Origin of the sequence: Nocardiopsis chromatogenes YIM 90109 (assembly GCF_000341185.1) — a bacterium.
GTDB lineage: Bacteria > Actinomycetota > Actinomycetes > Streptosporangiales > Streptosporangiaceae > Nocardiopsis_A > Nocardiopsis_A chromatogenes.
The window spans coordinates 1-13,120 of the sequence record NZ_ANBH01000030.1 but is presented as its reverse complement, the minus strand read 5'-3'; the positions used below and the strand labels follow the sequence as shown (position 1 = coordinate 13,120).

General features: G+C 74.0%; 10 protein-coding genes and 1 pseudogene. 3 read left to right on the top strand and 8 right to left on the bottom strand.

What is annotated here, in order from left to right; translation table 11 throughout:
• Positions 1-29: 29 nt before the first annotated feature.
• The 3 genes and pseudogenes from D476_RS31865 to D476_RS0102645 form a co-directional block, all read right to left on the bottom strand.
• Entirely contained in the window at positions 30-1,808 is a 1,779-nt protein-coding gene (locus D476_RS31865; protein ID WP_239648577.1) for an NAD(P)-binding protein, read from the bottom strand.
• Positions 1,809-2,349: 541 nt separating this feature from the next.
• A complete protein-coding gene (locus D476_RS0102650; protein WP_239648576.1) occupies positions 2,350-3,135 on the bottom strand; it encodes a polysaccharide deacetylase family protein in 786 nt (261 codons plus the stop codon).
• Positions 3,136-3,402: 267 nt separating this feature from the next.
• Positions 3,403-3,846, bottom strand: a pseudogene (locus D476_RS0102645) (MaoC family dehydratase); the annotation flags it as partial.
• A gap of 378 nt (positions 3,847-4,224) precedes the next feature.
• On the opposite strand from D476_RS0102645, the gene D476_RS0102640 reads away from it, so the two are divergent.
• Positions 4,225-4,602, top strand: coding sequence for a hypothetical protein (locus tag D476_RS0102640; protein WP_017622434.1), 378 nt, complete (start codon positions 4,225-4,227; stop codon positions 4,600-4,602).
• A 56-nt stretch (positions 4,603-4,658) separates the two neighbouring features.
• Here the strand turns inward: D476_RS0102640 and D476_RS38700 are convergent, their stop codons facing one another.
• From D476_RS38700 to D476_RS0102615, 5 genes are all read right to left on the bottom strand, one after another.
• Complete coding sequence (locus tag D476_RS38700; protein ID WP_017622433.1) at positions 4,659-5,216, bottom strand: hypothetical protein; 558 nt, start codon at positions 5,214-5,216, stop codon at positions 4,659-4,661.
• Positions 5,217-5,263: 47 nt separating this feature from the next.
• Positions 5,264-6,421 (bottom strand): enolase C-terminal domain-like protein, encoded by a 1,158-nt coding sequence (locus D476_RS0102630; protein WP_017622432.1) that lies wholly within the window; start codon positions 6,419-6,421, stop codon positions 5,264-5,266.
• A 95-nt stretch (positions 6,422-6,516) separates the two neighbouring features.
• Entirely contained in the window at positions 6,517-7,119 is a 603-nt protein-coding gene (locus D476_RS0102625; protein WP_017622431.1) for a class I SAM-dependent methyltransferase, read from the bottom strand.
• A 400-nt stretch (positions 7,120-7,519) separates the two neighbouring features.
• A complete protein-coding gene (gene ald / locus D476_RS0102620) occupies positions 7,520-8,635 on the bottom strand; it encodes an alanine dehydrogenase (protein WP_017622430.1) in 1,116 nt (371 codons plus the stop codon).
• A gap of 128 nt (positions 8,636-8,763) precedes the next feature.
• Complete coding sequence (locus D476_RS0102615) at positions 8,764-10,056, bottom strand: amidohydrolase family protein (RefSeq protein WP_026123160.1); 1,293 nt, start codon at positions 10,054-10,056, stop codon at positions 8,764-8,766.
• A 510-nt stretch (positions 10,057-10,566) separates the two neighbouring features.
• Here D476_RS0102615 and D476_RS0102605 point away from each other — a divergent pair.
• Entirely contained in the window at positions 10,567-12,600 is a 2,034-nt protein-coding gene (locus tag D476_RS0102605; protein WP_017622427.1) for a cytochrome c oxidase assembly protein, read from the top strand.
• A 98-nt stretch (positions 12,601-12,698) separates the two neighbouring features.
• Positions 12,699-13,120: LLM class flavin-dependent oxidoreductase (locus tag D476_RS0102600; protein WP_192826344.1), on the top strand; the 422-nt coding region annotated here is incomplete at its 3' end.

The window sequence follows — 13,120 nt, the reverse complement described above, 5'->3', positions numbered from 1 at the left end:
CACTGACAGCCGTACAAGGAATCACTCGTCTAGACCTCGCCGAGCTCCTCCACGGCCCGGTGCGCCTCGTCGATGGCGATGTCGGTGTAGGCGTTGGGGGCGGCGTCGGAGTTGGCGATCGCGATCCGGCCCAACCGCTTGCTCGCGCGCTCGGCGGGGGTGGGGCCGTCCGGCCAGAAGGAGTCCCACAGGCTGGTGTACTCGCGGGCGTAGCCGTGGCCCCACCGGTTGACGGTGATGGCCTCGATGTCCCGCTTGGCGTCGAACCCGCCGTCGCCGAGTGCCCTGTTGAGGGTGTGGCGGATGCTCCGCTCGAAGCTGGCGAAGTCGCGCTTGAGGGTGCGGTGGCGGCCGGTGATGGCGCCCTGCTTGAGCGACTGCACGCCCGCGCTGGGCGCGCCGATCATCTGGATGACGATGGGCTCGTCGGGGTTCTGCGGGTGCTCGTAGCCGCCCATGGAGACGGGGTAGTCGAGCTGGGCCACCGCCCAGTCGCCGCCGGTGAGGCGGATGTGCCGCATGCCCAGCTCCACCCAGGGCTGCCAGTTGCGCACCACCACGTTGGCGTAGAGCAGCGGCTGCTTGGAGGCGTCCTGCATGGCGGTGCGCTGGGAGCTGGGCAGCTCGCTCATCAGGTACTTGCCCATCACGTGCCAGGCGGCCATGACGACGTGGTCGGCGGTGACGCGGTGCAGGCCGCCGTCGCGGTAGTAGGTGGCGAAGACGCGCTCCGCCGAGGAGGGGGAGCCGTCGTGGCGCAGGTCGGTGCAGGGGGCCTGCAGGCGCAGCCGGACGTCGTTGTCGTCCGTGTCGAGCTTGGAGTAGTCGAACTCGGCGAGCACGACGCTCTCCATGTCGAGCTCGTCCTCGCCCGGGACGCTGCCCGGGATGAGGGCGTGCACCAGCAGGCGGGCGATGCTCGCGTTGCCGTCGGGGAAGTGGTAGATGTACGGGTCCTCGAAGTCCCAGAAGCGCCGCATGGAGAAGGAGTTGAGCGGCGAGGCCTGGGAGTCGTCCAGGCCCAGGCCGTCGAAGCCCGGGTAGCCCTCGCCCCAGGCGTCCAGGGCGCCCCAGGTGGAGGCCGGGACCGCCCACTCGTCGCTGGTGAGGGTCTCGACGTAGGCGAGGACCTCGTCACCGACACCGGCGACGTCGCGCAGGTAGCCGGTGTAGGTCATGCGGGCGAGCCGCTCCTTCTTCTCCGCGTCCGACAGGCCGGGCATCCAGTCCTTCGGCTCGTCGTAGAGCATGACGATCTCGTCCAGCGCCTCGGAGCTGATCGGGGCGTCCTTCAGCCACTCGCGCACGGACATGCCCTTGCCGCGCACGGCCAGGTGGTCGCGGCCGAACTCCTCGGCGCGGAACAGGACGGTGTCGCCCTCGTCGGCCAGGTTCCACCGGTCGTAGAACTCCTGGTCGAAGAACGTCTCGAACTTGTCGACCTCGATGCCCAGCTCCTTGAGGAGCCCCATGGCGGTGTCGCTGTAGATCGAGGGGGTGTCGATGGCCTGGGTGCCGCCGTAGCCGATGAGCACTTGGTCCCGGCCCTCGGCGTGGAACTCGTTGCGGCGGGCGTGGCCGCCGAACTCGTCGTGGTTGTCCAGGATGAGGACCTTGGCCTCGGGGTTCTTCTTGCGGTAGAAGTACGCGGCCGCCAGGCCGCTGATGCCCGCGCCGACCACGACCAGGTCGTAGTGCTCGCCGGTGTCGCTGACCGCGGAGGTGTTCACGACGCTGCCCAGGCGCCCGTCGCGGATGGTGTGCGGGATGCTGAGCGCCTGCCGGGTGTTGCCGCGCAGCCCTTCCATGCCGGGCGGGTAGTCGGTGCCGGGCTCGGCGGGGACGGGGGTCCGGGGGCTCGCCGACCACGTGCGCTCACCGGGGGCGCCGCATCCGGANCCGGGGGGCGCCCGCCGCACTGGCGCCGTCGAAGAAGTCGCGGCGGCTGATCTTCCGGTCCATCCCCAGTTCCTCGTCGCTGGGGTCGTGGCGTCGTGGCTGGTCGGACATCGGACTCCTTCTCCTGGCCGCCCTGGAAGGGCCCAGCCCACCACGGCGCCCCGCGGACGGCGGTGCGACGTCCCGTGGCGATCCCGGGTCTTTGCCGACTCAGCTCCAGGGCTTGACATTGCGCGGAACTGCGCCAGCCTACGCCTGATATAGAGCAGAAAGTCCGATTTTTACCTTTTTAGTCCGGTCACATGGTGATGGGATGACTCACAGGGGGCCGGGCGGCCCGGGGCCATCCCGTGTGGGCGTCCCTCCGCCTGATCGCGCTTCACGCGGCGATCGCACAGGGCGCACCGATCGGCCTTCACGCTCCCGGCGGGAGGGCGCGCACTGGAGGGCTCAGGGGCGCCGCCGGTAGGGGGTGCCGTCCTCCAGCGCGGTGTTGTCGAGGATCTCGGACACGGTGACGAAGTGGTAGCCCTCGTCGCGCAGGCGCCGGATCAGCTCGGGGGCGGCCTCGACCGTCGGAGCGATGGAGTCGTGCATGAGCACGATGCTGCCGGGGCTCACCTGGGACATGGTGGAGTCGACGATCTCGTCGGAGTCCAGGCCGGTCCAGTCCCGTGAATCGACGTCCCACAGGATCGCCGGGTAGTAGGTGTGGGCCAGTGAGGTCTCGCTGACCGCGCCGTAGGGCGGGCGCATCAGGTCCGGCCAGCTTCCGGTGGCACCGGTGATCGCGAGTGAGGCGCGCTCCAGGTCGCGGGCGACCTCGGGGCCGGTCTTCTCGGTGAGGTCGTCGTGGGCCCAGGAGTGGTTGCCGACCTCGTGCCCTTCGGACGCGGTGCGCGCGACGGGCTCGGGAGAGGACTGGGCGTTCTCGCCGACCACGAAGAACGTGGCCCGGACCTCTTCGGCGGCGAGGGTGTCCAGCAGTTCATCGGTGTAGGGGCCGGGGCCGTCGTCGTAGGTGAGGGCGACACAGGGCACGGCGTCGCAGTCGACCGCCGCCGAAGCGGAGGAGGCGGCGGGGGCGGGGGAGGCCGATGCGTTCGCGGCGGCGGGGCCGACGGTGAGGCCGGTGGCCGCGAGCATCAGGCAGGCGGACGAGGCGAGGACGCGGATCCGTCCGGGGGTGCGGGGAGTGCGGGGAGGAAGGGGGACGGGGAAGGACGGCGGTGCCACGGGCCACTCCGAGGGATGCCGCGCGGTGGGACGCGCGGCGCCGGTCATTGGGGGACGGGGGCTTTTCGCTTCCGATGAGGAAGGTACGCCGTGGCACCAGGGGATTCAATGGGCCGAGGTGGCCGGTACCGGCGAACGGGGACCCGGATACGGGGCGTCGCCGGAGATGCGCGTGGTGGTCGGCATTCCGTACCGGATACCGACCACCGGGTGTATCCCGACACGGGCGTCCCGCATGCTGAGGGGCCGCGCCCGGACCGGGAGCGGTCAGGGGACGATCAGCACCAGCGCCTCGGCGATCAGGGCCGGGCGCTCTTCGTCCTCGATCTCCACGGTGTGCTCCATGGTCAGCACGACGCCCTTGTCCGTGGTGCGCGTGCCGGTCAGGCGGACGGTGTCGCGTACGCGCGAGCCCGCCTTGACCGGCTGCAGGAACCGGACCTTGTTCAGGCCGTAGTTGATCCCCATGGTGGGGGCCTTCTCCAGCGTGTACACCTGCGGGCCGAAGTGGGCCAGCAGGGACAGCGACAGGAACCCGTGGGCGATCGTCGAGCCGAACGGGCCCTCGGCGGCCTTCTCCCGGTCGACGTGGATCCACTGGTGGTCGCCGGTGGCGTCGGCGAAGCGGTCGATGCGCTCCTGGTCGATCTCGAGCCAGTCGCTGCTTCCGAGCTCCTCGCCCTCGGCGGCGATGAGTGCGTCAAGGTCGGCGAACGTGCGCATGGGCGGCACCTTCCTGATCGGTGGCGGTCGGTGAGGGGGTGTGTCCCGGGTCACGACTCTAGCCCGTGACCGACCGATCGGTATGCACAGGGGCGGCGCCGTCGGTCCGGCATCCGCCGACGCCCTGGGGCGGCCGCGTCAGGGGGGCGGATCGTGTCCGCCCGCGACGGCCACGTCCGCTGGAGTGGTGGAACCCCTGCCCGACCAGGTCGGCGCGGCCGTCATGGCTCCGGTGGGGGCCTGCCCCTCCTCCAGGCCGCTGNCGCCCGCCGGCGGCGGTCGCCGTCACCGAAAGGCACATCGAACCAGTGGACATGACTCGCGGGCGGTGTCCGAGCCCGAGCCGTTTGTGGGATCGTCGTGCGCATGACCGAGGCGTGGGTGATCGAGGACGGTGGCGGTGCGCCGGTGTCGTCCGAAACCGTGGAGGAGATGCTCCGGGCGAGGATCGCCCAAGGGCGGTTCGAGGCGCTGCTGGCCGGTTCCTCCGGCCGCTCGTTGATCTTCGTGACCAACGGAGTGCGGGCGATGACGGTGCTGCTCGACGAGGACGGCGACCCCGGCGAGCACGCCGCCGATCCGGGGGCCGAAGGGTCGAGCGGCGGCTTCGTCCTCTCCAACGGGCAGCACGACACATACCCGAACGAGGACACGGTGCCGCTCGAGGAGGCGTTCAGAATCCTCGGCCACATCCTGCGCGACGGGTCCTGGCCGCCCGACGCGTCCCGAGTGGTCGATCGTTGACGGCGCGCGCCGTCAGCGGGTCCAGGGGCCTCCGGGACAGGCAACGGCTCCGGGGCTCAGATCCGTCCGTCGGTGCTCCCGGCCCCGCTCGCGGCGTCGGAGGCCGTCGTCGAACGCGGGCCCGCCGGGCGGGGCCGGGGCACCTCGGCCTCCGACGCGCCTTCGGGTGCCTCCCCGTTCCCGCCGTCCGCCTGTGCGCGGTGCGCCGGTTCACCGCGGGAGGGCCGCACCTTCCGCACCGTCGGCCCCTCCCGCTCCGGCGCCTCCGCCGCCAAGGCCCGCACCCGGGCCCGGCTCAGGCCCAGCAGGCGGGCGGTGTCCTTCTCGTCCACCCCCGCCCCGCGCAGCGCCCGCACGGCCTCGGCGACCGCGTCGGCGGCACGGCGCCGTGCGTCGTCGGCCGCGTCCACGCGGTGCCTCGCGCGAAGGATCAGCCGGTCGGCCTCCCCGCCGACCGTGGGGACCACCTCCACCCGCGCCGCCGGGTCGCCCACGAACGCCCGCGCCACCGGACCGGCGTGCGCCAGATCCGGCGCCCAGGTCACCCCCGCGCCGACGATCCGCAGCTCCCAGCCGCCGTCCCATTTGCGGGCGTGCACGGTGTACGTCCCCATGCGTCCAGGCTACGCTGTGGTCGCGGAGCGTAGCCCCGCGTGCGCGCTCAGCCCGAGCGCTCGGGCGCCGCCGGGCGCGCCCGGACCAGGGTCGCCGAGTCCAGCGCCACCGACCGCAGCACCCGCGTGTCGACCTCGTGCCCGAGCCCCGGCGCGGCCAGCGGCACCGGCGCGATGCCGTCGTGCGCCCGCACCGGCGGGTCCACCAGCTCACGGGGGGCGCGCACGCCCGCCCCGGGCATCTGGCTGGGGAAGGTCACCGAGGAGAGCGAGGCCAGCGCCACCGCGGCCGCGCGGCCCACCCCGGAGGCCTCCTCCTCGCCGCACCACACGTCCCACCCGGCGTCGGCCGCCCGGTCGGCGGCCCGCCGCGCCGGGGTCAGTCCGCCCAGCCGCGACGGCGCCAGGTTGAGGGCGCCGCCCGCCTCGGCCCGCACCGCCGCCTCCAGGGCCTCGGGGGAGTCCACCGAGGCGGCCAGGGCCACCGGGGTGCCCGTCTCGCGGTGGAGCCGGGCGTGCGCGGCCAGGTCGTCGGCGGTGAACGGCTGCTCCAGACAGAGCATCCCGTACTCGTCCAGCGCGCGCAGCGCCGCCAGGTCCTCGTCGGACTCGGTGTACCTGCCCCCGGCGTCGGCCTGCAGCGCCAGGAACGGGTAGCTCTCGTGCACCGCGCGCACCGGCTCCAGGTCCCAGCCGGGGCCGATGCGCAGCCGCACCGCCCGGAACCCGGCCCCGACCTGCCGGTTGACCTCCATCACCAGCGACTCCAGGGAGGGCTGGCGGCCGATGGTCACCGCCGCGGTCACCGCCGTGCGCACCCCGCCCAGGGCGTGCGCCAGCGGGGTGGAGCGGCGCCGGCTCCACAGGTCCCAGCAGGCGGTGTCGAGCGCGGCGGCCGCCGCGGGGCAGGGCGCGAGCCCCGCCCAGGCGTCCGGCGCCTCGGTCGGCCGGTGCCAGGGGTGGCGCAGCAGCGCGGGGGCGAAGTCCTCGACCAGGCGCCGCCAGGAGTCGGCGTCGGCGTCGGGCATCTCGCCCCAGCCGCTGACCCCCTCGTCGTCGGTCACCCGCACCAGCGCGTGTCTGGCGCGCGGGGGGCGCCCGCCGCCGGTGCCGCCGCCCGAGCGCGACTGGGGCCGCGGGAGCCGGACCAGGGTCGCCTCGATCCCGGTCAGGCCCGCTCCGATCGCAGATCCGGTGGGTGACACGCGCGCTCCGCCTCCAAGGTGGCTCTGGTGGTGCGAGGGGAATCCCCCATAACGAAGGTATCCGCTCAGCACCGGCGGAACCACCGCGAGGACCGTCATCGCCGTGCGAAGAACACCGCACCGTGGCGCAGATCGCCGGTGTCGGCCGCGCCGAACCGGCGTGCAAGGGCCTCCCGCACCTCGGCGCGCTCGTCCGGCGCCAAGGCGAAGCGCGCGGGCGACAGGTGCCAGGAGAGCACCAGGCGGCCGCCGGGGCGCAGAACCCGGTGCAGTTCATCGACGGCCGCGTCGAGGCGCGGCCACATGGCGACCGTGTTGACGCTCACGACGAGGTCCGCGGAGGCGTCCGGTGCGCCGGTGTGCTCGGCGGACCCGACGCGCACGCGCACCCGCCCGGCCCGCACGGCCGCGAAGTTGCGGCGCAGGGCCATCCGCACCATCTGCGGCGACGGGTCGACCCCGGTCACCGCTCGCGCGCGCTCGGCCAGCAGCCCCAGCAGCACGCCGGGCCCGTGGCCGACCTCCAGCACCTCGTCCTCGGGGGCGACACCGCAGTAGGCCAGGACCTCGGCGTTCTGTCTCCGGTTGCCGCGCGCCATGAGCAGCCCGGCGACCGGGCCGAACGGCCCTCGCGGCAGCGCGAACGGGTTGCCGCTCGGGGACGTTCCGCTCCATAGCTGCCTGCGCTCCGAGCCCACGATGGTGCCGCCCTCCCTCCGTGTCGCGCGGGGTGTCCGCGCTCTGGCCCATACCCGCGCAGGGGGCGGGCCGCACGCCGCCTCCGAGATCTCAAGGGGGGAGAGGGGCGTCGGGGCGGGGGCGGGTTCTCGCTCGTGTTGCAGCGCTGCCGTTCGAGGTGAGAGCGGGCGGACATGCCGGGCAACCGGCCGGCGATCACCGAGCGCGATGAGATCGCGATCCTGCCCGGGCAGGCCGTGGAGGCCGAGGAGGACTCCCGGACCGCCGAACCTCTGGACCGCGCACCCGGGACGACCGTCCCGGATGCGCGGCCTCGTTCGGCCTCTCAGGTCCCTCCGGCCTTGTCCGGCCCCGGTCCGTCCTCACGGCCGGGGCCGGGACCTTTCCTCTATCCCGCCGTCAGGCCAGAACCTCGTCGACGGTGCGGAACTTCAGGCCGTGGGCCTCGCCGACCGCCTCGTTGGTCAGCTCGCCGCCGACCGTGCTCAGCCCCTTGGCCAGGGCCGGGTCGTCGCGCAGCGCCTCCTTCCAGCCCTTGTCGGCCAGCGCCACCGCGTACCGCAGCGTGTCCTTGGTCAGGGCGTGGGTGGAGGTGTTGGGCACGGCGCCGGGCATGTTGGCCACGCAGTAGAACACCGCGTCGTGCACCTGGAACGTCGGGTCGGCGTGCGTGGTCGGGCGCGAGTCCTCGAAGCAGCCGCCCTGGTCGATGGCGATGTCCACGAGCACGGCGCCCGGCTTCATGCGCGACACCATCTCGTTGGTCACCAGCTTGGGCGCCTTGGCCCCGGGGATCAGCACCGCGCCGACCACCATGTCCGCCTCCAGCACCGCGCGCTCCAGCTCCAGCTTGTTGCTGGCGAGGGTGCGCACCCGGCCCCGGTAGAGGTCGTCGGCGCTGCGCAGCTTGTTGACGTTCAGGTCGAGCAGCGTGACGTCGGCACCCATGCCCACGGCGATCTGCGTGGCGTTCATCCCGGACACGCCGGCGCCGATGACCGTCACCCGGGCCGGGCGCACGCCGGGCACGCCGCCCATGAGCACGCCGCGCCCGCCGTTGGGGCGCTGCAGGGTGGCGGCGCCCACCTGTGGGGCCAGCCGCCCCGCCACCTCCGACATGGGGGCCAGCAGCGGCAGCGACCCGTCGGGCAGCTGCACCGTCTCGTAGGCGATCGAGGTGACCCCCTGCTCCAGCAGGGCGTCGGTGCACGGGCGGGAGGCGGCCAGGTGCAGGTAGGTGAAGAGGGTCTGGCCCTCCCGCATCCGGTGGTACTCCTCGGCGACGGGCTCCTTGACCTTCAGCACCAGGTCGCCCTCGGCCCAGACGTCGTCCGCGGTGTCGAGGATGCGGGCGCCCGCCGCCTCGTACTCCTGGTCGGTGATCGACGACCCCAGGCCGGCGCCGCGCTCGACGGCGACCGAGTGGCCGCGGGCCACCAGCTCGTGGACGCCTGCGGGGGTGATCGCCACCCGGTATTCGTGGTTCTTTACTTCGCGGGGCACGCCGACGCGCACGTGACTCCTCCTTGCATCGTCGTTGATACCTCTCAACTGTGGCGCGCCCGCTCACGGGGCGATATCTCCAACATGGCTACTCATCCCAGGTCATCTTGACACCATGTAAAGCCGACGTGTTGCGTGTGTCACGGACTGGCCGGAAGCGGGCCGCCGTGCACGGCCGCGCGCGCCTGGGGGGCCGCCGCCGGGGCCGGGAACACCGACCGCCCCCCGACCCACGTCCGCTCCACCCGCCCGGTCAGCGTGCGCCCGGCGTAGGGCCCCGGGTCGTCGTCGGGCACCGTCTGGGCGGCCTCCGGGGCGAACGCCACCAGGTCGGCCTCGGCGCCCGGGGCGATGCGGCCCTTGTCCGCCAGACCCAGCAGCTCCGCCGGGTTCGCCGAAGTCCACCGGGCCACCGCCGCGAGGTCGAGCCCGCGCCGCCGCGCCGCCGTCCACAGGGCCGGGAGCGTCCACGCGATCGCCCACACCCCGGTGCCCGGCCGGTGGCCCGACCCGATGGTGCGGATCGGGCAGTCGGCGTCGGACAGCAGCGCGGACCACAGGGCGTCCCGGTTGGCGCCCGAGCGCAGCGGCGGGCGGCACCGGAACGCGGGCGAGCCCTCGGGCACCGACTCGGCCGGAAGGCACAGGTAGTGCGGGCACGTGTGCGCGCTGAGGGCCACCCCGATCGCGCGGGCCGCGCCCAGCACCGCCGCGCACTCGGCCGCCGTGAACGGGGACACGTGGGTGCGGGTCCCCGCCACCCGCGCGGCCGCGATCACCCGCTCCAGCCCGCGCCGCTCGGCCCGCGCCGGGCGGGCGGTCGGCGCCGGTGCGGGCCCACCGGGCGGCAGCGGTGCCAGCTCCCCGGGGTCCTCGGCGTGCACCAGCAGCGGCGCCTCCATCGCGGCGACCTCCATCATCGCCTTGCGCAGCGGGGCGTCGCCGATCGGGCCGCCCCCGGGGGCGCCGCCGTCCGACAGCGAGCAGTGGAACCCGGCCGCGCCGGCCGACCGCAGCTCGGCCAGGTCGGCCGGGGTGCTGCGGTCGGTGACCGCGCCGAGCAGGGCCACGTGCAGCAGGAGCCCGGAGGCGGCGCTCTGGTGCTCCTGCAGCCCGGCCTCCCCGGTCAGCGGCGGGCCCACCGGCGAGGGCGCCACCGCCACGGCGGTGACCCCGCCGCGCACCGCCTCGGCGGCGGTGCGCAGGTAGCACTCGCGCAGCGGGCGGCCCGGCGCCTGGACCACCACGTCCGGGTCGACCAGGCCCGGCAGCAGGGCGGCGCCCCCCAGGTCGACCTCCTCACGGGCGGGCAGGCGGGCGCCGGGGGCGGCGACCGCGGCGATGCGACCGCCGCGCAGGCCGACCGCCGCCGGGGCGGTGCCGCCGGGGGTGACGACGCGGCGGGAGCGGATGACGGTGTCCAACTGGGGCACGGAAACCCCCTTCGTGGTCGGTTTCGCGTTTCATGCTCGGTGCGCGGTCCGCCGTTCCCGGCGCGCGTGCGCGACGATTGGAAGACGGTACCGCGATTCCGCGCGCCCCACCCTTGTCACCAGGGATTTCCTGCAATTCGTGGGGGGATGGGGGAGAAGTGGGAATTGTCGGCCACCGGGGCGGGAAAAGGGAAAGGGATGCGGGGCGGCCGACCGTGGGACGATTCCGTCGGCGGGGCGCCGCCCCGGGTGTGCGGTGCGAAACGCCGCGGAACGGGACGAAAGAGGTGGACGGTGGCGCGAACGGGACCGGACCGGCCGACGGGGGCGTGTCCGACACGGCGTAGTAGTGGCCGTACCCTGGTGGCCGGTGGCGGACGCGGATGACCGACCTCGCCCCCTGGCTGTGGAGCGGCCTCGGCCTGCTGGTCGGGGCGGCCGCCGCCGTCGTGGTCATCGCCCGCGTCCTCCGCTAGCGACACCGGCACCGAACCACGACGGAGTGGCCCTGTGGCTCCCCCACAGAAACCGAAGACGACGGACGCGGCGCGGCGCGGCGGTGACACCGCCGCCATCATCGGCGTGGCCGCGGCCGCGGTCTGCGCGATCGCGCTGATCGCCTCCCTGGTGGCCGGGGGAGCGGTCACCGCCCAGATCATCCCCGGCCTGCCCGACCCCGGCTCGCTCACCCGCTGGGGGCTGCCGATCGCCCGCAACCTCACCGCCCTGACCGGGGCGCTGACCGTGGGCCTGCTGCTGCTCGCCGCCGTGCTGCTGCCCTCGGAGCGCGGGCGGCTGGGCGAGCCCGCCACCGGGTACGTGCGGGCCGCCTCCTGGACGGCGCTGGCCTGGGCGGCGGCCGCGGCGGCGCGGCTGGTCTTCGAGCTGTCCAACATCCTGGGCCGGGTGCCCTCCGACGTGGTCGGCAACGAGCTCACCAGCTACGCCGGGCAGATCGCCGAGGGGCGCGCCCTGATGCTGGTGGTGCTGGCCGGAACCGGGATCGCCCTGTTCGCGCGCACCGTGGTCTCGGCCTCCGGCGCGATGGGGCTGCTGGCCGCCGCCGTCGCCGCCCTGGTGCCCCCGGCGCTCACCGGCCACGCCGCCGCCTCGGGCAACCACGAGCTGGCCGTCACCGGGCTGGCGCTGCACCTGGTGGCGATCTCGGTGTGGGTCGGCGGCCTGGCCGCCGTCACCTACCACGGGCTGGTGCGCCCCGGCGGCGACGCCGCCGAGGCGGTGCGCCGGTTCAGCGCCATCGCGCTGTGGGCCTACATCGGGGTCGCGGTCAGCGGCGTCGCGAGCGCGCTGAGCCGCCTCTACAGCCCCGACCAGCTCGTCACCACCCCCTACGGCCTGATCATGCTGCTCAAGATCGCGCTGTTCGCGGTGCTGGGGGTGCTCGGGTGGCGCCACCGGCGCTCCACCGTGCCGCGTATCGCCGAGGAGGGCGGGCGCGCGCTCTTCGCCCGCCTGGCCGGGGTCGAGCTGGTCGTCATGGGCGCGGTGATGGGGCTGGCCACCACGCTCAGCCGCACCGCGCCGCCCGCGCCGGACGTGAGCGAGGTCGACCCGGCCGTGGCGATCCTGGGCTTTGAGATCCCGCCGCCGATGAGCCTGCACACCCTGCTCACCCTGTGGCGCCCGGACCTGTTCTTCATCCTGGTCATCGCCGCCCTCGGCGGCCTGTACGCGGCCGGGGTGGTGCGGCTGCGCCGCCGCGGCGACCGCTGGCCCGTGGCCCGCACCGCCTTCTGGTTCGCCGGGCTGGCGACCATGGTCGCGGTGATGCTCAGCGGGTTCGCGACCTACGCCATGGTGCTGTTCAGCTCGCACATGCTGCAGCACATGATCACCTCGATGCTCACCCCGATCCTGCTGGTCCTGGGGGCGCCGGTGACGCTGGCGCTGCGCGCGCTCAAGCCCGCGCGGCGGCGCGGCGACCGGGGGCCGCGCGAGTGGCTCAACGTGTTCCTGCAGAGCCGCTTCTCCAAGGTGGTCACCCACCCGGCGGTGGCGACGGCGCTGTTCGTGCTCGGGCCCTACGCGGTGTACTTCACCCCGGTCTTCCCGGCGCTCATGAGCGACCACATGGGCCACCTGTTCATGAACGTCCACTTCCTGCTGACCGGGTTCCTGTTCTACTGGACGATCATCGGCATCGACCCCGGCCCGCGGAAGCTGCCCTACCTGCTGCGGTTCGTGCTGCTGCTGGTCACCATGGGCATGCACGCCTTCTTCGGCATCTCGATCATGATGCAGTCGGCGCCGCTGGCCATGGAGTACTACGGCCAGTTCGACATCCCCTGGAGCCAAGACGTGGCCGGGGACCAGTACCAGGGCGGCGGGTTCGCCTGGGCGGTCGGGGAGATCCCCACGCTGCTGGTGACGGTGATGATGATGCGCCAGTGGTCCCAGGACGAGGAGCGCACCGAGCGGCGGCGCGAGCGCCACAGCAGGCGCGGCGGCTCCGACGACGCCGACCTGGACGCCTACAACGCCTACCTGCAGGAACTGGACCGGCGCTCCAAGAACGGGGGCTGAGCGGCGCCCGGGAGGGCGCGGCCGACCGGCCCGCCCTCCCCTTCTGCCCGCCGCAGAAACGCTTGGGGCCGCGGCGGCCGGTGCGGTTGGCTCGGCCCATGAACGGATTCCGATTCGGAGTGAACTTCCGGGCCGCGCACATCGGCGACTGGGCCGAGGAGGCCCGCAGGACCGAGGCCATGGGCTACGACACCCTGGTCGCCCCCGACCACCTCGGGCACCCGTCCCCGTTCGGCATGCTGGCCGCGGCCGCGGTGTCCACCGAACGGGTGCGGCTGGGCACGCTCGTCCTCAACAACGAGTTCTGGAACCCGGCGCTGCTGGCGCGGGAGGCCGCCACCGTCGACCGGCTGTCCGGCGGGCGCTTGGAGCTGGGCCTGGGGCTGGGCCACATGAAGGCGGAGTTCGAGGCGGCGGGCATCCCCTGGCGGGGGCACGCCGAGCGGCTCGCTGCCCTGGAGTCCTCCCTCGACGCGCTGGACACCCACTTCGCCGGGCAGGAGCCCGAGCCGGCCCAGAA

Bases quoted from the DNA above. Each gene is read 5' to 3' on its own strand.
- D476_RS31865 (WP_239648577.1), bottom strand. From the start codon at position 1,808: ATGGAAGGGCTGCGCGGCAACACCCGGCAGGCGCTCAGCATCCCGCAC.
- D476_RS38700 (WP_017622433.1), bottom strand. From the start codon at position 5,216: ATGGGGACGTACACCGTGCACGCCCGCAAATGGGACGGCGGCTGGGAG.
- D476_RS0102640 (WP_017622434.1), top strand. From the start codon at position 4,225: ATGACCGAGGCGTGGGTGATCGAGGACGGTGGCGGTGCGCCGGTGTCG.